The 20815-nt window shown below is 62.8% G+C and carries 20 protein-coding genes; 6 read left to right on the top strand and 14 right to left on the bottom strand.

Annotated features, from left to right (window positions below):
* The first annotated feature begins 229 nt into the window (after window positions 1-229).
* From C0456_RS12430 to C0456_RS12440, 3 genes are read left to right on the top strand one after another with little or no spacing between them, the layout of a single operon-like run.
* On the top strand, window positions 230-751 hold the full coding sequence (locus C0456_RS12430; protein ID WP_291052493.1) for a hypothetical protein: 522 nt from the start codon (window positions 230-232) through the stop codon (window positions 749-751).
* Window positions 717-1205, top strand: a complete 489-nt coding sequence (locus C0456_RS12435) for a helix-turn-helix transcriptional regulator (protein WP_291052495.1) — start codon at window positions 717-719, stop codon at window positions 1203-1205. The genes C0456_RS12430 and C0456_RS12435 overlap by 35 nt, the downstream gene beginning before the upstream one ends.
* On the top strand, window positions 1198-1614 hold the full coding sequence (locus tag C0456_RS12440; RefSeq protein ID WP_291052496.1) for a hypothetical protein: 417 nt from the start codon (window positions 1198-1200) through the stop codon (window positions 1612-1614). The genes C0456_RS12435 and C0456_RS12440 overlap by 8 nt, the downstream gene beginning before the upstream one ends.
* 87 nt (window positions 1615-1701) lie before the next feature.
* Here C0456_RS12440 and C0456_RS12445 read toward each other — a convergent pair whose 3' ends face one another.
* From C0456_RS12445 to queC, 3 genes are read right to left on the bottom strand one after another with little or no spacing between them, the layout of a single operon-like run.
* Window positions 1702-2088 carry a 6-carboxytetrahydropterin synthase gene (locus C0456_RS12445; protein WP_291052498.1) on the bottom strand — a complete coding sequence of 129 codons (387 nt, stop codon included), beginning with the start codon at window positions 2086-2088 and terminating at the stop codon, window positions 1702-1704.
* Complete coding sequence (gene queE, locus C0456_RS12450) at window positions 2085-2732, bottom strand: 7-carboxy-7-deazaguanine synthase (RefSeq protein WP_291052500.1); 648 nt, start codon at window positions 2730-2732, stop codon at window positions 2085-2087. The genes C0456_RS12445 and queE overlap by 4 nt, the downstream gene beginning before the upstream one ends.
* Complete coding sequence (gene queC, locus C0456_RS12455; protein WP_291052501.1) at window positions 2729-3448, bottom strand: 7-cyano-7-deazaguanine synthase QueC; 720 nt, start codon at window positions 3446-3448, stop codon at window positions 2729-2731. Before queC ends, queE begins: the two co-directional genes overlap by 4 nt.
* A gap of 229 nt (window positions 3449-3677) precedes the next feature.
* Between queC and C0456_RS12460 the strand changes: the two genes are divergently transcribed.
* Window positions 3678-6620 carry a TonB-dependent receptor gene (locus tag C0456_RS12460; protein ID WP_291052502.1) on the top strand — a complete coding sequence of 981 codons (2943 nt, stop codon included), beginning with the start codon at window positions 3678-3680 and terminating at the stop codon, window positions 6618-6620.
* A 139-nt stretch (window positions 6621-6759) separates the two neighbouring features.
* The gene (locus C0456_RS12465) at window positions 6760-7914 is read left to right on the top strand and encodes a PQQ-dependent sugar dehydrogenase (protein WP_291052504.1); all 1155 of its coding nucleotides are present in this window, start codon (window positions 6760-6762) and stop codon (window positions 7912-7914) included.
* Window positions 7915-7996: 82 nt separating this feature from the next.
* On the opposite strand, the gene C0456_RS12470 is transcribed toward C0456_RS12465, so the two are convergent.
* The 3 genes from C0456_RS12470 to C0456_RS12480 all read right to left on the bottom strand — a co-directional run bounded on the left by C0456_RS12470 (window position 7997) and on the right by C0456_RS12480 (window position 9887).
* Window positions 7997-8416: a Fur family transcriptional regulator gene (locus tag C0456_RS12470; RefSeq protein ID WP_291052505.1), complete on the bottom strand. Its 420-nt coding sequence runs from the start codon at window positions 8414-8416 to the stop codon at window positions 7997-7999.
* Between the two features lie 46 nt (window positions 8417-8462).
* Window positions 8463-9359, bottom strand: a complete 897-nt coding sequence (locus tag C0456_RS12475; RefSeq protein WP_291052506.1) for a dienelactone hydrolase family protein — start codon at window positions 9357-9359, stop codon at window positions 8463-8465.
* 72 nt (window positions 9360-9431) lie between these two features.
* A complete protein-coding gene (locus C0456_RS12480) occupies window positions 9432-9887 on the bottom strand; it encodes a GNAT family N-acetyltransferase (protein WP_291052508.1) in 456 nt (151 codons plus the stop codon).
* Between the two features lie 116 nt (window positions 9888-10003).
* On the opposite strand from C0456_RS12480, the gene C0456_RS12485 reads away from it, so the two are divergent.
* On the top strand, window positions 10004-11299 hold the full coding sequence (locus C0456_RS12485; RefSeq protein WP_291052511.1) for an Hsp70 family protein: 1296 nt from the start codon (window positions 10004-10006) through the stop codon (window positions 11297-11299).
* Here C0456_RS12485 and tsaB read toward each other — a convergent pair.
* The 8 genes from tsaB to C0456_RS12530 form a co-directional block, all read right to left on the bottom strand.
* Window positions 11296-11940: a tRNA (adenosine(37)-N6)-threonylcarbamoyltransferase complex dimerization subunit type 1 TsaB gene (tsaB, locus tag C0456_RS12490; RefSeq protein ID WP_291052513.1), complete on the bottom strand. Its 645-nt coding sequence runs from the start codon at window positions 11938-11940 to the stop codon at window positions 11296-11298. The two genes, C0456_RS12485 and tsaB, sit on opposite strands and share 4 nt — an antisense overlap.
* A gap of 9 nt (window positions 11941-11949) precedes the next feature.
* Entirely contained in the window at window positions 11950-12549 is a 600-nt protein-coding gene (locus C0456_RS12495; protein ID WP_291052515.1) for a malonic semialdehyde reductase, read from the bottom strand.
* A 135-nt stretch (window positions 12550-12684) separates the two neighbouring features.
* On the bottom strand, window positions 12685-13254 hold the full coding sequence (locus C0456_RS20940) for a NifU family protein (protein WP_367179268.1): 570 nt from the start codon (window positions 13252-13254) through the stop codon (window positions 12685-12687).
* A gap of 65 nt (window positions 13255-13319) precedes the next feature.
* Window positions 13320-14438 (bottom strand): hypothetical protein, encoded by a 1119-nt coding sequence (locus C0456_RS12510; RefSeq protein WP_291052518.1) that lies wholly within the window; start codon window positions 14436-14438, stop codon window positions 13320-13322.
* 315 nt (window positions 14439-14753) lie between these two features.
* Complete coding sequence (trpS, locus tag C0456_RS12515) at window positions 14754-15788, bottom strand: tryptophan--tRNA ligase (protein ID WP_291052521.1); 1035 nt, start codon at window positions 15786-15788, stop codon at window positions 14754-14756.
* Window positions 15789-15813: 25 nt separating this feature from the next.
* Complete coding sequence (murJ, locus tag C0456_RS12520; protein ID WP_291052524.1) at window positions 15814-17370, bottom strand: murein biosynthesis integral membrane protein MurJ; 1557 nt, start codon at window positions 17368-17370, stop codon at window positions 15814-15816.
* Window positions 17371-17393: 23 nt separating this feature from the next.
* On the bottom strand, window positions 17394-20237 hold the full coding sequence (locus tag C0456_RS12525; RefSeq protein ID WP_291052526.1) for a [protein-PII] uridylyltransferase: 2844 nt from the start codon (window positions 20235-20237) through the stop codon (window positions 17394-17396).
* Window positions 20238-20272: 35 nt separating this feature from the next.
* A complete protein-coding gene (locus C0456_RS12530) occupies window positions 20273-20743 on the bottom strand; it encodes an Lrp/AsnC family transcriptional regulator (protein ID WP_291052529.1) in 471 nt (156 codons plus the stop codon).
* Between the last annotated feature and the right edge of the window lie 72 nt (window positions 20744-20815).

The raw sequence follows: 20815 nt of genomic DNA on the forward strand, positions 1-20815 counted from the left end.
ACTCGATCCGACGAATTTTCACCAACAGGAACCAATCTGTGCCCAGTCACACAGCATTTAGATTTGAGGTCAGTTGCCGGCGAATAGCGTTTGGGTAGAACTGGTTGTTGAGATTGTGATTTTATAAACGCTGATATTCTTAAAGAAAGACAGAAATATGACTTCAATGTCAATTCGTCGCATAATTTTGATAGCACAAATTCTTTAATTGGCCATAGAGTTGATTTATATGTCAATCGAACAGGAGATAGATCACCGGATATCGGAGGGAAGGCTCACCCTCCTCGAACCTTTGATCGCGAGCGATCCGAAGGTTAGGAAAATATTTGTTGGCGAAGAGGTTCGTGAATTTGTGGAAGGACCCTGGCAGAATGACAGTCACCAAGAACGAGCCATGCGTTTACGAGCGGATCTTGACGCGTTCATTCGCGGCGCGCCGATCAGCATAGCAGCACACCCCTATCAGAAGCCCAATGACAGCTTTCTTGCCCCAATCGACCCCATATCCGATAGCGTATATGCAATTCGCAACCGCATTAAGCCATCCATTCGCTTGGTCGGATGCTTTGCTGCCAAGGACATCTTCGTTGCTTTGGTGTGGGCCTATCGCATCGATCTTGGACAGGACAAGAGGACATGGCGAAATTTGAGCAAGAGATGCAAGGCCGAGTGGAAGTCTCTTTTCAATACCTATCAGCCGCTACCAGGAGCAGATCGTGACCAACTCGCAAGCAGAATCATTCGTGTCTAAGGTGTTGGCGGAGACACCGATCTCAGAAGGCAACAAGATTTATTTTCAGGAGCGCCTCAAGTCTCGTCTTCACGAAATTCTGGTGAATACTTTCCAGATGGCAGAGCAACGAGGAGCGATCACAAAGACGGAACTGGCTCGCAAGCTTGGCAAGCGACCCGAACAAATCTCTCGTTGGCTAAATTCCTCAAGCAATATGCAACTCAACACACTTAGCGATATGCTGCTTGGTCTAGGATATGAGCCGGATATATCCGTACGCGAACTTTCGGATCAGCCCGCACAAACGGCAAGTTCTACATTCCCTGGAATAGAAAATAACGAAACATTTGCGGCAGTCAGTTGGCTGATATTTCACCAAGCTCAGCCCAACAAAACTAATAGACCTACTGCCGCATCTACTTGCTCTAATTGGTCAAATACTTATCGCGAGAATGAGCGTATAAATGCTTGAAGTAGGCCCTTTTAGAATTTTGAATGCTATCGTTTGCGACGATGCTCGCAGGGAAGATAACGGTAAGGCCATACTCATTGGAGTTTACACTGGCTCAATTCTGATTTCGAGGTTCCCAGCGCAAATGCAGCTCGCCGTTTGGATCGAGCATGAAGTTACAAAAATCGGAAATTTCCAATTCTCATGCCGTATTATTTTGGACGATGAGCTTGAGATTTTTCAAGTAACCGGCGACGCGCTTTTAAACGAGCTTGCACCAGGCGTGCTCGCTTTCGGGGGGGTGCCGCTTCAACTGCAGAGGCCTGGAAGCTTGAAAGTAGAGCTTCGTATTGCGGAAGAGGAATGGACCGCAGTCCGAACGATTTCAATAATCAAAGGCCAAGCCCCAACCGGAGCGGTAAATTTCTAATGATTCCATCAACGAGTGGGAGGTGCGCGCCGTTCTCACAACCTGGTAGCGGGGACAATAGAAGACAAAACCAATCGCCAGCGCACCTCAAACGCGCTTGAGGACCAGTTCGCAGCGTTCGTTGAGGCTGGGGCGGGCGACGGCGACGCGGGCGAGGCCGGGGAGGGTCTTGCCGAGGTCGGCGGCGGCCCAGAGGCAGATGCGCTCGAGGGTGGGCACTTCCAGGCCCTCGATCTCGTTCAGCAGCTTGTGGTCGAGCTTGGCGGCCGTCGCTTCGAGGGTGGCGGTGAGGTGGCTGAAATCTTCCACCCATTGCTCGCCGGGCTTGACGACGCCGGCCACGGTCGCCTCCAGGCGGAAGGAGTGGCCATGTACGGAGCGGTAGGGATGGCCTTCAGGCTTGCCGCCCATGAAATGGGCTGCCTCGAAGAACACCGCCTTCGAGATCTCGAAAATCTGGCCTTCTGCGCTCAAGGCAGTCCGGTCAGTTTGTGGGTTTGCAAGCTCAGTCGCCATTTTGGATTCTTCAAGCAATAGGCCGCCACCGCCGCCACATGGCTGACGCCGGGTCCGTCGTCCCTCGGTTGGAGGAAAAAGTGCTCAAAGTCCAGTGTTTCAAAGCATTCCGGTTGCGCTTCCGGCTCGGTTTGAGGGTAAACCAGCTTTAACTCATTGCCGGATGTCTGGGCGAGCGGGGCGTTCGCCTTGGGGCTGACGCAGACCCAATCGATGGAAGCGGGCGCGGGCAGCGTGCCATTGGTCTCGATGGCGATTTCAAAGCCGGCTTCGTGGAGAGCATCAATCAGGGGTTCGTCAAGCTGCATCAGGGGCTCCCCGCCGGTGCAGACGACATAGGGGCGCCCGCCCGAGGCCGCATTTGCCGCCCAGATGGCCTTCACATGCGCGGCGAGATCAGCGGGCGCGCGGAATTTGCCACCCCCTTCCCCATTGGTGCCGACAAAATCGGTGTCGCAGAAGCGGCAGACGGCCTTTTCCCGGTCGCGCTCCAGCCCGCTCCAGAGATTGCAGCCGGCAAAGCGCAGGAAGACGGCCGCCCGGCCGGTATGGGCCCCTTCCCCCTGCAGGGTGTAGAAGGCTTCCTTGACCGAATAGGTCATGGCGCGCCTGCCTTACCGGCCTGCCAGCGCTGCCAGCCATTGGCCCGCAGCTCGCAGGCCGGGCAGGTGCCGCAGCCATAGCCCCAGGCGTGGCGCATGCCGCGCTCTCCAAGATAGCAGGTATGGGTTTCCTCCGCGATCAGATCGACCAGAGCGTCCCCGCCCAGATCCTGGGCGAGCTGCCAGGTGGCGGCCTTGTCGAGATACATCAGCGGGGTTTCGATGCGGATGTCGGCGTCAAGGCCGAGGCGGAGGGTTTCTTCCTGCGCCTTCAGCGTGGCAGCGCGGCAGTCGGGATAGCCCGAATAGTCCGTCTCGCACATACCGCCCACCAGCACGCCATGCCCCCGCCGCACGGCCAGGGCGCCGGCAAGCGTGAAGAAGAGAAGGTTTCGGCCCGGTACAAAAGTGTTGGGCAGGCCAGCCGCCGTCAGCGTGATTTCGACTTCATGCGTCATCGCGGTGGCGCCGAGCACCTTCAGCACGGAGGCATCTATTATGTGATCGCCGTCCAATTTCTCGCCCCATGCCGGGAAATTCTGGCGAATCGCGTTCAGAAATTTCGGCCGGCAGGCGAGTTCGACGGCATGGCGCTGGCCATAATCGAAGCCGATCGTCTCCACCCGGTCAAACCGGGTGAGGGCCCAGGCAAGGCAGGTGGCCGAATCCTGGCCGCCAGAAAACAGGACGAGCGCGGAAGAAAGGGGCTGTGTCATGCCCGCCGCTGTACCAGCGAGGCCCGCCTGGGCCAAGGCTACGTTGCGGAAGGCGTTACATTTTTGACACCGAAGTGAAGACTTTCGCCTTTGGGGCGGACAGGACAATTGACACGCGCCACGCCATGGCCTTGTGTTGAACTTGAAGCCGTCCCGCCAAAGAGGAGGGCTCAATACACATCAATGTATTCGGGACCGGATGACCGGCCCGAGGGGAGGAAAAATCGAAATGAGCCGAAACACAGACTCGAAGTACGTCTTGTTGGCTGGGGCCTCTGCCCTCGCCCTCAGCTTCTTCGGTACCGCGTATGCCCAGGAAGAAACCGCTCCGGATGACTCCCGGCGCCTCGGCACCGTTACCGTCACCACACAGAAGGTCGAACAGTCCATTCAGGACGTTCCGATTGCCGTTTCGGCCTTCGACGAGGAAGCGCTGAACAAGATGCAGCTGTCCGGTGGTCCGGACCTCGTCAAGTCGATCCCGAACGTCTCCTTCACCAAGGGGAACTTCAACGGGTTCAACTTCAAGATCCGCGGGATCGGGGCTGACCTCGTGGCCCAGTCGGGCGATGCCGGCGTCGGCATCCACCAGAACGATGTGCCGCTGACCGCCAACCGTCTGTTCGAAGCCGAATTCTTCGACATGGAGCGGATCGAGGTGCTGCGCGGTCCTCAGGGTACGCTGTATGGCCGGAACGCAACGGGCGGCGTGTTCAACGCCATTACCGCCAAGCCGGTGCTGGAAGAGTATCAGGGCAACGTCACGGCCACGCTCGGCAATTACGGCACCAAGAAAATCAAGGGCATGCTGAACGTCCCGATCGGGGAGAAGGTCGCGGTACGTCTGGCGGGCAACTATCTCGAGCGTAGCGGCTACGCCACCAACACCGTGACCGGCGAGTCGATCGACGGCCGTGAACTCTATGGCTATCGCGCCACGATCCTGGCCGAGCCGACCGAGCGTCTGCGCGGCTGGCTCTCCTACGAATATTTCGAGGAAGAAGATAACCGCCTGCGGTCTGGCAAGCAGCTCTGCACCAAGAGCCCGCTGAAAACCTCCTTCGCCGGCATTCCGGTCAGCGCGCTGGACCAGACGGTCACCTCGCAGGGCTGTCTCGATACGCCCCTGGCTGACATGAAGGACCGCCTGAACTCGGTGGCCACCCTTGGCGGCGGTCTCGGCATCACGGCGGGCCTGCTCAGCGGCGACGCGTTCACGCAGCCGGCCAACCTCAACCTGCGCCAGATCGAATCGGCCTTTGATCCGCAATACTATGCCGATCAGACGCTGATTACCGGCAAGGTCGAATTCGACGTTACCGATTCCCTGAAGCTGACCTATCTGGGCAGCTACAGCGAAAGCGGCTCGGTCTCCATCGAGGACTATAACAAGCAGTCGCCGACGATTGCCTTCAACGCCAATGGCCAGCCGCTGTTCGGCACACTCGGCCCGGCAGGCGCGGCCATCTATCAGGCCCTCTTCCCTGGCGGCGTGGTCAACGATCCGATCCTCGGCGCGTCCAACTTCTTCCGGACGTTTGACGTGGCCGGCGGCACCTCGGAGCAGACAACGCACGAGCTTCGCCTGCAATCATCCTTCGACGGACCGTTCAACTTCAACCTCGGCGTCATTGCGATGGACTTCGAGGCAATTGATCCGGCATCGAGCAATACAGATGGCTACTACGTCATCTCGAACTCGCTGACGGCACTGGCGCAGATCAACAACGCCCTCGGCGGTGCTCTGTTCGGTGGTCAGGTCCCGATCGACTCGGGTGGCTCGCTGGTGGATCAGTCCTTCACAGGTCTGGGCGGTCAGTACTTCCGCTCGCTGTCACCCTATGAGCTGAGCTCGGTGGCTGTGTTCGGTGAAGGCTATTACGACATCACCGACAATCTGAAGGCGACCGTCGGCCTGCGCTACACCAAGGATGAAAAGACCCAGGCGAACGTCCCGACCTACCTCTTCACCCCTGGCGTCGTTTATGGACCAGGCTCGCCGCAAAACGGCAGCCCGATCAATCCGCGCCCTGTGGCCGGACAGACCCCGGATGCGGGCGGCGATGGCTATTTCGACGCCTCCTTCGAGGAAGTTACCGGCCGTGCCGGTCTCGACTGGCGCCCGGATGTCGGCTTCACCGACGATACCCTCCTCTATGGCTTCTATTCGCGGGGCTATAAGGGCGGCGGTATCAACCCGCCGCAGCCGGCCGGTGCCAACCTGTTCAGCCAGTTCTTCGATCCCGAATTCATCGATGCTTTCGAGATCGGCACCAAGAACACGCTGGCAAATGGCTCGCTGCAGCTGAACGCCACCGGCTTCTACTATGATTATCAGGGGTATCAAATTACCCAGATCATCAACCGGACCTCGGTGAACTTCAACATCGACACCAAGCTCAAAGGCCTGGAAATCGAGACGATCTGGAACCCGGTTTCCACCTTCGTCGTCAATGCCAACCTCGGCCTGCTCGACTCCGAGCTGGGTGATCTGTACTCGATCGATGTGATCGACCGGACCAATGGCCGCTCGGACCTCGTGGTTCTCAAGAACACGTCCAGCTACAGCAACTGCGTGATCTCTGCGCAGGGCTATGCAACGGTTCTGGGTGCCATTCAGATGAACCCCGCCCTGACCGGTATCACGCGGAACCTCTGCACCGGCGACCTCGCCGCTGTGGGCGGCCGCGCGGGCTTCGAAGCCCTCCTCGGCCTCACCGGCGTGACCGTCACCTACACCGATGCCAACGGCAACACGCAGACGGCCACCGCTCTGCAGCCGATCGAAGGCGACGCGAAGAACCTGAAGGGCAATTCCATGCCGGGCGCACCGGAAATGACCTTCAACATCGGTGCCGAGTACACCTGGCTGCCGGGTTCGTTCGGCGACTGGGGCCTGACCGGCCGCGTCGACTACTACCGCCAGTCCGACAGCATGAGCCGGGTTTACAACTCGCCTCGCGACAAGCTGCCGAGCTGGGACAACATGAACGTCTCGCTGGCGTTCACCCACGACCCGGCGGGCGTGCGCGTTGAACTGTTCGGCAAGAACATCTTCGACGAGACCGCCATCACCGGCGCCTATCTGACCGATGACTCGTCGGGCCTCTACACCAACATCTTCCTCAACGAGCCGCGCACCTACGGCATCGCTGTGACGAAGTCCTGGTAAGCAGGCCTGCGCCTGAAAAGTTGAGGGGCGGCCTTTCGGGGCCGCCCCTTTTTCATTGGCGCCGGGGCCGGAACAGCCTATCTCTGCCGGCAACCAGATTTCTGCGCCCTTACAGACCCTCAACTCTACAGGAGCCGGTATGTCCGTCTTTTCCCGCTTCGCCGCCCTTGCCCCGCTTGCCTTGATCCTGTCTGCCTGCGGAGAGCCTGCGACGCCCGCCCAATCCCCGGTCACCGCGCCTGCAACCCCCGGCGCCGTCCAGGGCGTCAGCCTGGAGCTCGTGACCCCGGCCGAACAGCCCTGGGGCATGGCCTTCCTCCCCGATGGCGGCCTTCTGTTCACGGAGAAGGAAGGCGGCCTGAAATTCTTTGCGGCCGCTGGCGAGGCGGCACCGGTCACCGGGCTTCCCGAAGCCTATGTGGAAGGCCAGGCCGGCTATCTCGGCATCGCGCTTGATCCCGGCTTTGCCGATAACCGCCTCGTCTATGTGTCGCTTTCCACCGGCACCAAGGCCGCCAACTCCACCGCCGTGGTGCGCGGCCGCCTCAGCGAGGACCATACCGCGCTGGAGAATGTGCAGGAGATCTTCAAGGCAGACGCGCGCGACACGGCCTATCATTATGGCTCGCGCCTTGCCTTTGGCGGGGACGGCACGCTGTTTGTCTCCCTCGGCGAGGGCTTCAAATATATGGCTGACGCCCAGAACCCGAAGAACACCCATGGCACCATCGTGCGGATCAATCCGGACGGCACGGTCCCGGCGGACAATCCGTTTGCGGATGGGGTGAATGGCAAGCCGGAAGTGTGGTCTTATGGCCACCGGAATGTGCAGGGGCTCTACTATGACGCGGCCACCGATACGCTGTGGGCTACCGAGCATGGCCCGCGCGGCGGGGATGAGCTCAACATCGTCAAGCCGGGCAGCAATTATGGCTGGCCGAAGATCACCTATGGCGTGAACTATGACGGCACGATCATCACCAAGGAAACGGCTGCCGAAGGCATGGTGCAGCCGGAAACCTACTGGGTGCCCTCGATTGCCCCGGCAGGCCTCACCATGGTGACCAGCGACAGATATCCCGGCTGGGAGGGGGACCTCTTCTCCGGCGGCATGAATGGCCCGGACGGGCTCGTCCTTGTGCGGATCGATCTTCAGGATGGCAAGGTCGCCGGCAAGGAAAACCTGCTGAAGGGCGAACTGGCGATCCGCGATGTGGTGCAGGCCCCGGACGGCTATCTCTATGTCGCGGGCAAGGACTTTGACGGCATCTTCCGGGTTGTCCCGCAGGAATAACCGGCGCCCCCCTGCCCCAAACAGAAAGCGGCCCCGCCAGATGACGGGGCCGCTTTTCTTTTGGCAAGAAGACCGGAAGAGGTCAGCTCTTGTCCTTCTCCGTGATCGGCACGCCGTAAAGCTCCAGCCGGTGGTCCACCAGCCGGTAGCCGAGCTTGCGGGCGATTTCTTCCTGCAGCTTCTCGATTTCCTCGGAATGGAATTCCACCACGGCGCCCGTCTTCACATCGATCAGGTGATCGTGGTGCTCGGCAGGCACTTCTTCATAGCGCGCGCGGCCATCACGGAAGTCATGCGCCTGGATGATGCCGGCATCCTCGAACAGCTTCACGGTCCGGTAGACGGTGGCGAGCGAAATCGAGGCGTCGAGCGAGTTGGCGCGGCGATGCAGTTCTTCGGCGTCCGGATGGTCATCGGCCACCGAAAGCACGCGGGCGATGATGCGCCGCGGCTCCGTCATGCGGAGGCCCTTCTCAATGCAGAGTTTTTCTAGTCTGTCCATGGCTCCTAAATGCCCTTCCGGGGCGGGAAAGTCCAGTTCAACCTTGTCATGCGCCGCGCAGGTGTTTTCCGAAGAAGTCCAGCGTGCGGGACCAGGCGAGCGCGGCGGCCTCCGGATTGAAGCGCGGGGTGGTATCATTGTGGAACCCGTGCTGCGTGCCCTCATACCAGTGCAGCTCGTAGGGCTTGCCCGCCGCCTTCAGCGCCGCCTCATAAGCCGCCCAGCCCTCATTCACGCGCGGATCGTCGCTGGCGAGGTGAATCTGGAGGGGCACTTCCAGCCTGGCCGCGTCCTCATCCGCCGGCCAGCCGCCATAATAGGGCACAGATGCCTTGAGCCAGGGCAGGCTGACGGCAAGCTGGTTGGCCATCGCCCCGCCAAAGCAGAAGCCGGTCACCCCGACGGCGCCATTGACGGCCTCATGCCCGCGCAGCAGCTCGGCAGCGGCCACGAAATCGGCGAACATGTCTTCCCGCGTCCGCTGGGCCTGCAGGGCGCGGCCATCATCGTCATTTCCGGGATAGCCGCCGAGGGGATAGAGCGCGTCCGGCCCGAAGGCGACATAGCCGGCCTTGGCGGCGCGGCGCGTCACATCGCGGATATAGGGGTTCAGCCCCCGGTTCTCATGGATCACCAGAATGGCGGGCAGCTTGCCGGTGGCATTGGCCGGGCGCACGAGATAGCCGCCCATTGTCCCGGCGCTGCTGGGGGTGGTGTAGGTGATGTCTTCCTCGATCAGGTCAGCGTCGCCCGTCAGCGTCTGCGCCTGGCTGTAATCGGGCATCACGCAGGCCGCCAGCATCGAGACGGTGATGCCGCCGCCGGCAAAGGCGCTGAGCCGCGAGAAGAAGGCGCGGCGGGAAAGATCGCCATGGCAATAGGCGTCATAAAGCCGGAACACTTCGGGCGGAATGTCGATCTTGCCTGGATTGCCGTCTGCCATGGTCTGCCTCCTTCTCCCGATAGCGAGAACTATAGACCGCCCGGCCGCAGAGGCCAGCTTTTCAGGCGCCGCTTATGCCCCGATGGGCCGGGACATCAGAATGGCGTCGACCGGGGCGGGGCGCCCGGCAGTGTAATAGCGCTTGCGGCGGCCATCCTCGGTGAAGCCAAACCGGCTGTAGAGGCGCCGGGCCGAGGCGTTGTCCTCTGCCACATCCAGCAGCAGCCGGCTGTCGCCGCCGACCACCAGCATCGGCATCGCGGCCTCCAGCAGGGCCCCGGCAAGCCCCTGCCCGCGCCGGGCGGGCGCCGTGGCGATGGTGAGGAGTTCGCAGTCTCCGGCCGAGGACTGGAACAAGGCGAAAGCCAGGAGATCACCCCCCTCCTCCCAGCCGAGGGCGAGTACATTTGGGCTCGCGATCAGCGCCTCGATCGAGGCGGCGCTCCAGGCATCGGCAAAGCCCTGCGCATGCAGCGCGGCAGCGGCCGCCGCGTCGGCAGGCATCAGGCGGCGGATGGTGTCAGTCATCTGGCAGAGGCCTCGGGAAGCGGCAGAAAGATCGCAGATCAAGGACAATCAGGATTGATTGGCAAGGCCCGCCTCTGTTAGGTCGCCTGCCCTTCGCCCCAGCACAAGGCTGCAAGATGACCCAGGCGACCTCCACGCTCGGCCTAGACTTCGGCACGACAAACAGCGTTGCCTCGCTCGCCAATCCCGATGGCAGTACGCAGGCAATGAGCTTCAGCCATGGCGGCGAGGTATTCTCCGCCTGCCGCTCGGTGCTGTGCTTCTGGCGCGACGAGGAGGAAGCGCGCGCGATGATGGAGATCGGCCCGTGGGCCATCGACCAGTTCCTGGAGCTGGGCGGGGATTGCCGGTTCATCCAGTCGTTCAAGACCTTTGCGGCGAGCCCGCTTTTTGTCTCCACGGTCATTCACAACAGGAACTGGCAGTTCGAAGATCTGCTGGCCGCTTATCTGCGGCGCCTCGCCGAGCGGTCAGGCGCGCCCTGGCCAAGCCAGGTGGTGATGGGGCGGCCGGTGCGCTTTGCCGGCGCCCAGCCGGATGAAGCCCTTGCCCAGACCCGCTATGAAACAGCGCTGAAGCGGCTCGGCTTCGAGACGATCCATCATGTGTATGAGCCCGTCGCGGCGGCCTTCTTCTATGCCCAGCGGCTGACCGAAGCGGCGACCATCCTGGTGGCAGACTTTGGCGGGGGCACCAGCGACTTCTCGATCATCCGGTTTGACCCTTCGGGGGGAAAGCTGCGCGCGCAGGCGCTTTCCCATTCGGGTATCGGCATTGCTGGCGACGCGTTTGACCAGAAGATCATCGAACATGTGGTTGCGCCGCTTTTCGGCAAGCACAGCAGCTTCCGCAGCGGGGAGAAGACCCTGCCGGTGCCTTCCTCCTTCTACAGCCGGTTTGCGCAGTGGAACCAGCTCTCGATCATGCGCCACACGCGCGACTATGCCGACCTTCAGAAGCTGCTGCAGGTGGCCGATGAACCGGCCCTGATCCAGGCCTTCATCGACTTTCTGGAGGCGGATGCCAGCTACCTGCTCTACCGGTCTGTGGCGCAGGTGAAGTCTCAGCTGTCGCAGGCGGATACCGCGCGCTTCAGCCTTCAGGCGGGCAGCCTGAATATCGAACGGGATATTCCGCGTGCGGAATTCGACGGGTGGATTGCCGAGGATGTCAGCGCCATCCGCGCCACGGTCGATCTGGCGCTGGAGCGGGCCGGCCTAAACGCGGGGGGTATTGACCGGGTGTTCCTCACCGGGGGCACTTCCTTCGTTCCGGCCCTGCGGCAGAGCTTCGAGGAGCAGTTCGGCGCGGGCAAAGTGGAAACCGGCAGCCAGTTTGTATCGATCGCCCACGGACTATCCCTGATCGCCCAGCAGGACGATCTGGAGCCCTGGCTGGCGCGGGCGCCCTAGTCTTTCGGCGTGGGCAGGGTCGCGTCCGGCTCGCGGGCATAGACCGGCGTGGGCGGATGTTTGGACGGGTCGAAGCGGGCCGCTTTCAGCGCGGCGGTCACCGCGCTCGGGCGCATGGGGCGGATGTCGAGCTTGGCGGCCTGATCGCCCAGCGCGTCTGCCCCATCCATGAAGATGGGCGCATGGAAACCTTCCAGCATGGCCGACAGCGCGGCGAGGCCCACCTCCTGAACCGGGGCGATGCCGGCGTCCTCGCTGATGCCCTGCGCCCACCAGGTCTGGTCCGGCGGGCGGCGCTGGGCCATCAGGGCGCCAAGGCTTGGCCCTTCCATCCCGGCGGGGATCGCCGCTTCCAGGCTGGTGACCCCAATCGCCGGCGCGCCCGTGACGAGGGCAAGGCCGCGTACATAGGCCACGCCGATGCGCAGGCCGGTGAAACTGCCCGGCCCGGTGACGACGGCGAGACGGCCGACATCGCCAAACCCGGCCCCCTCTTCCTTCAGCAGCGCCTCGACAAAGCCCGGCAGGGCCTTCTCCTGGCCACGCGGCAGGGTCTCGCGCGCATCGGCGAGGATTTCGCCATCGCGCACGAGCGCCGCTTCCATCGTTGTAAAGGCCGTGTTCAGCGCAAGGATCAGCATCTGATCCCGCTAGAGGATGCGGCAGCCCTCGTCAAATTCCAGACGCGGCAGGCGCTCCATGATCTTGGTTTTGTCGCCATAGCCGAGATTGCAGATGAAATTGGCGCGCCAGTGCTGCTCCTCGCCTTCCTGGCTCTCGAAGAATTCGCGGTTCACCCCGGCCATGTCGAAACCGCTCATCGGGCCGCAATCGAGGCCGAGAGAGCGCGCAGCCAGCATCAGATAGGCCGCCTGCAGCGTGCCATTCCGGAAGGCGGTCTCTTCGGTATTGTTGTCAAACCAGTTCTTGGCACCCGGATTGTGCGGGAAGAGCTGGGGGATCTTGTCGGCAAAGCGCATGTCGTAGGCGAGGATCACCGTCCAGGGCGCGGCGGCAGTCTTCTCGCGGTTACCCGCGCTCATGAAGGGCATCAGGCGCTCCTTCCCTTCCGGCGTGGTGACGAACACGAACCGGGCGGGCGAGCAGTTGGCACTCGTGGGGCCCATCTTGGCGAGGTCATAGACGGCGCGGATCAGAACCTCCGGCACCGGGCGGTCAAGATAGCCATTCTGGCTGCGGGCATCGCGGAAGATGATGTCGAGCGCGTGATCGTTGACCGGGTGGGCCATGAGGCAGTTCCTTCCTTGCTGGCGGCTCTGGAGCTGCCGGGGACGGGCGGGCTCAGAACCGGATTTTTTGCTGCACACTCGTTAGAGTTTTCAGGCGGCTTGTTGGAATAACCGTTGGAGTTTTTTGCGCGCCTTTTAAAGCGCTGCCTCTACCGCAGTCACTTCTGGCACATAGGTGCGCAGCATGTTCTCGATCCCCTGTTTCAGGGTCATGGTCGAGGACGGGCAGCCGGCGCAGGCCCCGCGCATGGAGAGGTGCACGATACCGGTTTCCGGATCGAAGCGCTGGAAGGTGATGTCGCCGCCATCCTGGGCCACGGCCGGGCGCACGCGGGTTTCGATCAATTCCTTGATCTCGTTGACGATTTCAGCCGTCTCGCCCTCATACTCGGTCTCATCAGAGAGGCCGGGCGCCCCTTCTTCGACCACCGGCAGGCCGGACATGTAATGGTCCATGATGGCGGCCAGCACCATCGGCTTCACATGCCGCCAATCCTTGGCGGAGGCCTTGTTAATGCTGACAAAATCGCTACCGAGGAAGACACGCTCCACCCCGTCCACCTGGAACAGGGCGCGCGCCAGCAGGCTCATGCGTGCGCTGGCGGCGTCGGGAAAGTCGAAGGGGCCGCGATCGCCCGCAACTGGCTGACCCGGAAGGAATTTTATCGTGTCAGGGTTCGGGGTGGCTTCGGTCTGGATGAACATGGCGGGCCTTTCGCGTCTGGTCCCTGACATGGCGCGCGCGGGCGGTGAGATCAAGGGAGCCCGGCTCAGGGCAGCGCAATCTCTGCATCCCCGGCCGTCTGGGCAACGGAGGTCTCCTCGATCACCTCATCGGCCGCAGAAGGCTCCATCAGCGCAATCAGATGCCGTGAGGCCACTTCTGCCTCCAGCAGGAAATAAGCCATGCTCGCCAGATGGTTAGGCGTGAGAACCGCCGAATCCGACTGGTTGGAAACCAGCAGCGGCTTCATCTTTGCCGCCCGCTCCCAGGCCGCTTCCACACGGTCGGCCGCCACCAGAACAGCGGTGTCGGTCAGCGTCAGGGCTTTGGCGGCATTGGCCGCGAACATCTCATGGGCGACATGGGCGCGCGCCTTGGCGCGGTAGAAGGCGGCGATGTCTTCCTTGCTGGCAGGCCAGCCCCCTTCCTGGAGGGCATTGATCCGGTCGGACAGGGCGGCGCGGTCTTCAGCGGCCCAGCCTGCGAAGAGGGCGAGTTCCTCCGGCATGATCTCTTCCGGCATCGGGCGCATGGCAAGGCCGCGCGAGGCGCGCGTGTCAAACCGGTTGAGCGCTTCGGCGGCGGCTGTCAGGCGCGGACGCATCGGCTCTCCGGGCACTTCCATCAGCAGGCGGGACGCGGCCGCGAGGTCACTGTCCGGCGCGCCTTCATAGGGCGAGAGCTCCGCAATGAGTTTGACATGCTGCGAGAGCGCTTCGGTGGTGCCGGCCTGCCAGGCGGGCAGCGCCGTGAGACGCGCCTGCGGGTGCCAGACCGGGCGGTTGCTGGCCCAGCCAGCGCCTTCCAGTTCCCGCGCGATCTTGTGAATAGCCACCGCAATGCCCGGCACGGCCCAGCTCTGCTCGGCCGGAATGCCCACGGGCTTGTCATTGATGTGGCTGGAAAGAACCACGGCAGCCGGATAGGCGCCGACAAGGGCCATCACAGCGCCGATCTTCAGCGTACGTTTCAGCGCGCGCCAGCCCTTCTGGAACCCGATCATGATCGGGCTGGGCTCGGCATAATCAAGCGAAATGAAGTGCGTCGGGTCGGCTGCGGGCGCGGGAACATGCTCCCGTTCCTCGTAAGCCCGTGGGAGTTTCACTGCCGCCGCTGCCGCCATGACTTTACGCCGCTTCTTCCTGGGTGCTGTGGATTTGTCCATCCTGTGCCGTTTATGAAGCCGTTAAACCGTTATTAACAGGCCAGTTGCGCATGAAATTTCAGCAAACCGGGCGGTGTGGTAAATTCGGGCACCAAATTACCGCCTGCTGATCCAATTCCAGCTGCAGCAGGTGTCCCGGCCCGCTACCCCAACTCGCCTACGAGGCACTACCCAATCTACGCCCGCCACCCATGCGAGAAGAACTCTCCCCAGAGGATGGCGTGATTCCCCACACAGCCGAAAAGAATGCGCAGCGCCTGCGGCGCTTTTGTGGCAGCGCGCTGAAGTTTCTGCAGTCAGGGAGGCAGGTGCCGCCTAGGGGCGCCAGAAGCCGACGATCCGGCGCACATCGTCCATGATCGGCGCGGCCACGGCGCTTGCGCGCGCGGCGCCCTCGGCGAGGGTGCGGTCGAGGCCTGCCTGATCGTCCAGGATCTCGCGGAATCGCGCCGTGATCGGAGCAAGATGCGCCACGGTGACATCGGCCAGCGCCGGCTTGAACACGCCGAAGCCCTTGCCTTCAAACTCAGCCAGCACATCCTCAGCCGTGCGCCCGGAAAGCGCCGCAAAAATGCCGACGAGGTTCTCGACTTCTGGACGGCCCTCCAATTCTTTGACCGTACCCGGAATGACGCCGGCATCGGTGGTGGCCTTCTTGATCTTCCTGGCGATCGTGTCGGCGTCGTCCACGAGGTTGATGCGGGAGAGGTCTGACGGGTCAGACTTCGACATCTTCTTGGTGCCGTCCTTGAGGCTCATGATCCGCGCGCCGGGGCCTTTGATCATCGGCTCGGGCTGGGGGAAGAAGCCGGGCACATCATATTCGCGGTTGAATCGCTCGGCGATGTCGCGGCTGAGCTCCAGATGCTGTTTCTGGTCTTCGCCGACCGGCACATGGGTCGCCTTGTAGACGAGAATGTCGGCGGCCTGCAGCACCGGATAGGTGAAGAGGCCCACGGAGGCCCGCTCGGCATCCTTGCCGGCCTTGTCCTTGAACTGGGTCATCCGCTCGACCCAGCCCATCCGCGCCACGCAGTTGAAGATCCAGGCAAGTTCCACATGCGCGAGCACCGAAGACTGCGCAAAGATGATCGACTTGGAGGGGTCAACACCGGCCGCAATGAAGGCCGCCGCGATCTGGCGCGTCGTCGAGATCAGCGCGCCCTTCTCCACCGGCATGGTGATGGCGTGCAGATCCACGACGCTGAAGATGCAGTCATGGCCCTCGCGCTGAAGGTCGGCGAACTTCTTGAGCGCCCCGAGATAGTTCCCGAGGTGAAGATTGCCGGTCGGCTGGACACCGGAGAATACGCGTTGCGGGCCGCTATAGGCTGGGGTCTGGTCTGTCATGGTCTGGCGCCTTTAGCGCGTTTGATCAGCGGCGCAAAGCCTGCCGGATGTCGCTGAGACGCACCGCGCCGGTCAGGAGGGCGGCGAAGGCGTAAATGAAGCCTCCGGCCAGCACGATGACAGCGGCCGCGATCTCCTTGGAGCCGCCCAGAGCCGCCTGAATGGCCGGAAGCTGCCACAGCATCAGCCAGATCGCGGCCGACAGGATCAGCGTGGCCAGCAGCGCGCGGAGAAGGCCGGAAACCGCGCGCGGGCCGGGCACATACCAGCCACGCCGCGCCAGCGTGGCCGCGAGCAGCAAGGCATTGACCCAGGAGGCTGCACTGGTGGCGATGGCAAGGCCGGTAAAGCCCATCTGGCCCGACTGCTTCAGCCAGAAGAAGAGCCCCGCTCCCAGCAGCGTGTTGATCACAACCGAGACGAGCGCAAAGCGCATCGGTGTCTTAGTGTCTTCCCGCGCGAAGAAAGGCGGGGCGAGCACCTTGATCAGCACGAAGGCCGGCACGCCCCAGGCGAAATGGAAGAGGGCCGCGCCGGCGGCAACGGCGTCCGATGGCAGGAAGGCGCCGCGCACGAAGAAGGCATCGATCAGGAAAACCGGTGCCACCATCAGGGCAGCGGCGGCAGGCAATGTCAGCGCCATGGCAAGGCCTAGGCCTTCATCCATGGTACGGCTGCCCGCTTCCCCGTCCCCTGCCCGCGCCGCGCGGCTGAGGCGCGGCAGGATGGCAACGCCGACCGCCACGCCGACCAGGCCGAGCGGCAGCTGGTAGAGCCGGTCAGCCGCATAAAGCCAGCTTTTGGCGCTGACCTCGAAACTGGCGAGCGACTGGCTGACAATGATGTTGATCTGGGTGCCCGAAGCGGCAATCGTGCCCGGCACGGCGAGCAGCAGCACCTTCTTCACGGCGGGTGTCAGGCGCGGCCAGCCGATCAGGCTGAGGCGCACTTTCTGGCGGCGGACGCCCCACCAGAGAAGCGCCGCCTGAAGGACCCCTGCAATGAGGAAGGCAATGGCGGCATATTGCGCCGTGATCATCGGCGTCGTGCCCAGAAGGCCAGCGGGGATGAGGCAGAAATTCAGCACGGTCGGCGCGCCCGCGGAAAGAATGAAACGCTCCGCCGAATTGAGCACGCCCGAGAGCAGCGCTCCGATGGCCATGAATGTAAGATATGGCATCGTGATGCGGGTGAGCAGCACGGCGAGATTGTAATGCTCCGGATCGTCCGCCTGCCCGCCATGGATGAGCAGCAGCACCCAGGGCATGAATATCTGGGCAAGGATGGTCAGCGCCGCCGTCATGGCAAAGAGAACGCGCAGTGCATCCTGCGCCACCTTCTGCGCGGCTTCGGGCCCTTCGGCTTCCAGCGTGCGGGCATAGGAGGGCACGAAAGCCGAGGCGAAGGCGCCTTCGGCAAAAATCCGCCGGAAGAGATTTGGAAACTGCTGGGCGGTTGCCCAGGCATCCCCCACCGGCCCCGCCCCGATCTTGGCAGCGAGGATCACATCCCGCACGAGGCCAAGGATGCGGCTCGCCAGGGTCAGCGAGGCCTGAACGGCGGTGTTGCGCGCAAGGCTCATGGTTTCCCCGGTTGTACCAATTCTCAGAAGCTGTCCACGGCGCGCGAGCGTTTGAGCTTGCGGGCCGGGGTGTGCGGGCCTTCAGGTTCTTCGCGGGAAAGTACGGCAAGAAGACGTTCGCGAAGGGCCTCTTTGCGGGCTTTTGACAGCGTCGCCGCGCCGCCATCGGGGCGGACATAGAAGGCGTCGAACACCCGCTCGCCATAGGAGCCGACATGCGCCGAATGGATCGAGAGCTTCATGTCCGCCAGCACTTCGGCAACCTCATGCAGCAGGCCCGGCCGGTCGCGCGCGGCGACATCGATGACCGTATATTCCAGAGACACTTCTTCATGGATCTGCACTGAGGGCTGGACGAGGAACGCCGCCTCCCGGCGCCCGGCGCGGGATTTGACCGCGCCGCTGGGCACCTTGCCGCCGAGCGCGCCGAGGATGGCGTGTTCCAGCTTGGCAAGGCGTGGCCCGTCCCCCTCGCCATAGGGCAGGCCGCGGGCGTCCTGCAGCATGAACACGTCCACGATGCGCCCGCCCTTGGAGGTGAAGACCTGCGCCGCCACGATATTGGCGCCGAGGCGGGCAAGCGTGCCGGCAAGGTCTGCAAAGAGTCCGGTGCGGTCCTTGCCGGAGACGAGCAGCGCCACGGCGCCCCCTTCGGGCGCCATGCGCGAGGTCACCACATCCCCGCCCTTTGCCAGCGCGGCGGCATGCCAGGCGATATCGTCCGGGTCAAACCCGGTCCAGTAGGCGGTTTCCAGTTCCAGCAGCAGCGAGGGCACCGCGCCGATGCGCTCGACCAGGGCTTCGCGGCGCGCCTCAGCGCGGCGTTCCAGTTCGGAGAATACGGCCGCTTCATCCGTACGCCCCCCGCGCAGGGCGGCGGCCGTGTTGTGGTAAAGGTCTGCCAGAAGCTGGCCCTTCCAGGCATTCCAGACAGCGGGGCCTACAGCTTTGATGTCTGCCACTGTCAGAATGTAGAGAAGGCGCAGCCGCTCCAGCGAGCCGACAAGGCGCGCAAAGGTCGCCACGGTGCGCGGATCGGCAATGTCCCGCTTCTGCGCGGTTTCACTCATTTCAAGATGGTGGCCGACCAGCCAGACGACGAGATCGGTTTCTTCATTCGGAATGCCGAGCCGTTCGCACGCCTTGCGGGCGGTCCGCATACCGGCCTCCTGCTGGTCGCCTTTGCCCTTGCCGGTGTCATGCAGCAGCATGGCGAGGTAGAGCGCGCGGCGGTTCTCGATCTGGCCAAACAATTCTGTGGCGAGCGGCGCGGTGTTGCCCCGGCCATATTCGAGATCGGCGATCGTCTCGACTGCACGCAGCGTGTGCTCATCCACCGTATAGTGATGATACATGTTGAACTGCGTCTGGGCGACGATGGAACCGAATTCTGGGATGGCGCGCCCAAGAACACCGGCCTCGTTCATACGCCTCAGGATGGGGCCGGGTTCCTTGCCCCCAAGGATCGCGTCGAGGATCAGGTCGCGGGCGCTGTCTGTTTCCCGCGCGGCTTCATTCAGCCCCCGGAGGTTACGGGTCAGCGCTGTCAGGGCGGCAGGGTGAATGTCCTTCTGCTCGCGCCGGGCAATGGTGAACAGGCGGATCATGTTGAGCGGGTCGGCCGCCATCACCTTCTCTTCGGCGATGTTGATGCGGCCCGCCTCGATCAGGAAGCCCTCTTCCGGCAGCGGCTGGGGCGGGCGGGAGGGCAGGAAACGGCGCAGGCCTTCAGGCTTTTTCTTGTGATCGGCCTCAAGCTTTGCGGCGAGGATGCGCGTCAGCCCGCCGACATCCTTGGCCACCAGGAAATAGCGCTTCATGAAGCGCTCCACCCCCTGCTGCCCTTCCCTGTCGCGATAGCCCATGCGGGCGGCGATCTCGGGCTGAAGGTCAAAGCTCAGCCGGTCTTCGGCCCGGCCAGTGACGAAATGCATGTGACAGCGCACCGTCCACAGGAAGCGTGCGGCGCGGATGAAGATGGCGTATTCCTGATCCGTGAACGGACCAGCCTTCATCACATCTTCCAGCGTGCGCCCGCCATACATGTGCTTGACGATCCAGTAGAGCGTCTGCAGATCCCGCAGGCCGCCCTTGCCGTCCTTCACATTCGGCTCCACCACATAGCGTGCGTCGCCCATGCGCGTGTGGCGCGCGTCGCGCTCGGCCAGCTTGTCGGCAATGAACTGGGCGTCCTTGCCCTTGACGGCATCCTTCTGGAAAAGCGCCATCATGTCGGTCGCCAGAAGCTCATCCCCGCAGATGAAGCGCGCGTCCAGCAGGCTGGTCTTGATGGTGACATCCTCTGCCGCGAGCTTTACGCAATCAATCGGTGTGCGGAAGGCATTGCCTACCTTCAGCCCCATGTCCCACAGGGCATAGAGCATGTATTCGATCACGCTTTCGGTGTGCGGGCTCGCCTTGTACGCGCGCAGGAACAGAAGGTCGGTATCCGAAGACGGCGCCATGACGCTGCGGCCATAGCCGCCGGTCGCCAGGATGGCGAGACGCTCCGCCTCGGTCGGGTTGGAGGCGCGGTGCACATGGGTGACCGTGAAATCGTAGAGCGCGTGAATCACCTCGTCCTGCACCGCCGCGAGGAGCCGGGCCGTATCGAGGCCATCTGCCCCCTGCTGCAGGCGCTCCTGCGCGATCAGGCGGCCGCGGAACATGGCCCCGTGCAGCAGGTTGAGCGCCGCCTTCCGGGCGGTCGCATCATTGCCGAGATTGTCCAGCGCCGCCGCCGTCAGCTTCACCCGCAGGGCGCGGCCATCAATGATGTCCGCAATGCGCCATTTGCCAGGCCGGCGGGACGCAGGCGCGCGGCCAGCAGACAGAAGGGTCGGGGGGGATTTTGTCGGAGGCGTCATCGGGGCTCTACATAGCAGGTTTCCATCACCGGCCGCTATGCACCCTTTTCGGCGATCACGGGCAGAATGCGCGACTTCTTGACCACGCCATAGGCGAAACTGGTTTCAATCGAGGCAATGCCGGGCAGTGTCTGGATGGTCTGGCGCACAAGTTGTTCATAATCATCCAGGCTGCGGGCGACGACGCGGAGTTCATAGTCGGCCCCGCCGGTCATCAGATAGCAGTCCAGAACCGCGTCCGTTTCGGCAATCTTCTGCTCGAAGGCCCGCACCGTGTCCTGGGCGTGATTGGCGAGACGTATGCGCACGAGGCAGGTGATCGGGAAGCCGCAGGCCTTCTGATCCACCAGCGCCGAATAGCCCCGGATGATGCCGGCCGCCTCGAGATTCTTTACCCGCCGCAGGCAGGGCGAAGGGGAAAGGCCGACCTCTTCAGCGAGTTCGAGATTGGTCAGCCGTCCATCCCGCTGCAGAGCGCGCACGATCCTGGCATCTATGGCATCCATAAGGCACCCCATTAGAATATAATGCCAAAACTTGAGCATACTACAGCCATATATAGCAAGTATGATCCTTGG

Origin of the sequence: Hyphomonas sp. (genome assembly GCF_013823385.1) — a bacterium.
GTDB lineage: Bacteria > Pseudomonadota > Alphaproteobacteria > Caulobacterales > Hyphomonadaceae > Hyphomonas.

Coding starts and splice junctions, on each gene's coding strand:
- C0456_RS12430 (WP_291052493.1), top strand. CDS start 230: ATGTCAATCGAACAGGAGATAGATCACCGGATATCGGAGGGAAGGCTC.
- C0456_RS12440 (WP_291052496.1), top strand. CDS start 1,198: ATGCTTGAAGTAGGCCCTTTTAGAATTTTGAATGCTATCGTTTGCGAC.
- queE (WP_291052500.1), bottom strand. CDS start 2,732: ATGACCTATTCGGTCAAGGAAGCCTTCTACACCCTGCAGGGGGAAGGG.
- queC (WP_291052501.1), bottom strand. CDS start 3,448: ATGACACAGCCCCTTTCTTCCGCGCTCGTCCTGTTTTCTGGCGGCCAG.
- C0456_RS12460 (WP_291052502.1), top strand. CDS start 3,678: ATGAGCCGAAACACAGACTCGAAGTACGTCTTGTTGGCTGGGGCCTCT.
- C0456_RS12465 (WP_291052504.1), top strand. CDS start 6,760: ATGTCCGTCTTTTCCCGCTTCGCCGCCCTTGCCCCGCTTGCCTTGATC.
- C0456_RS12470 (WP_291052505.1), bottom strand. CDS start 8,416: ATGGACAGACTAGAAAAACTCTGCATTGAGAAGGGCCTCCGCATGACG.
- C0456_RS12475 (WP_291052506.1), bottom strand. CDS start 9,359: ATGGCAGACGGCAATCCAGGCAAGATCGACATTCCGCCCGAAGTGTTC.
- C0456_RS12480 (WP_291052508.1), bottom strand. CDS start 9,887: ATGACTGACACCATCCGCCGCCTGATGCCTGCCGACGCGGCGGCCGCT.
- C0456_RS12485 (WP_291052511.1), top strand. CDS start 10,004: ATGACCCAGGCGACCTCCACGCTCGGCCTAGACTTCGGCACGACAAAC.
- tsaB (WP_291052513.1), bottom strand. CDS start 11,940: ATGCTGATCCTTGCGCTGAACACGGCCTTTACAACGATGGAAGCGGCG.
- C0456_RS12495 (WP_291052515.1), bottom strand. CDS start 12,549: ATGGCCCACCCGGTCAACGATCACGCGCTCGACATCATCTTCCGCGAT.
- C0456_RS20940 (WP_367179268.1), bottom strand. CDS start 13,254: ATGTTCATCCAGACCGAAGCCACCCCGAACCCTGACACGATAAAATTC.
- C0456_RS12510 (WP_291052518.1), bottom strand. CDS start 14,438: ATGGACAAATCCACAGCACCCAGGAAGAAGCGGCGTAAAGTCATGGCG.
- trpS (WP_291052521.1), bottom strand. CDS start 15,788: ATGACAGACCAGACCCCAGCCTATAGCGGCCCGCAACGCGTATTCTCC.
- murJ (WP_291052524.1), bottom strand. CDS start 17,370: ATGAGCCTTGCGCGCAACACCGCCGTTCAGGCCTCGCTGACCCTGGCG.
- C0456_RS12525 (WP_291052526.1), bottom strand. CDS start 20,237: ATGACGCCTCCGACAAAATCCCCCCCGACCCTTCTGTCTGCTGGCCGC.
- C0456_RS12530 (WP_291052529.1), bottom strand. CDS start 20,743: ATGGATGCCATAGATGCCAGGATCGTGCGCGCTCTGCAGCGGGATGGA.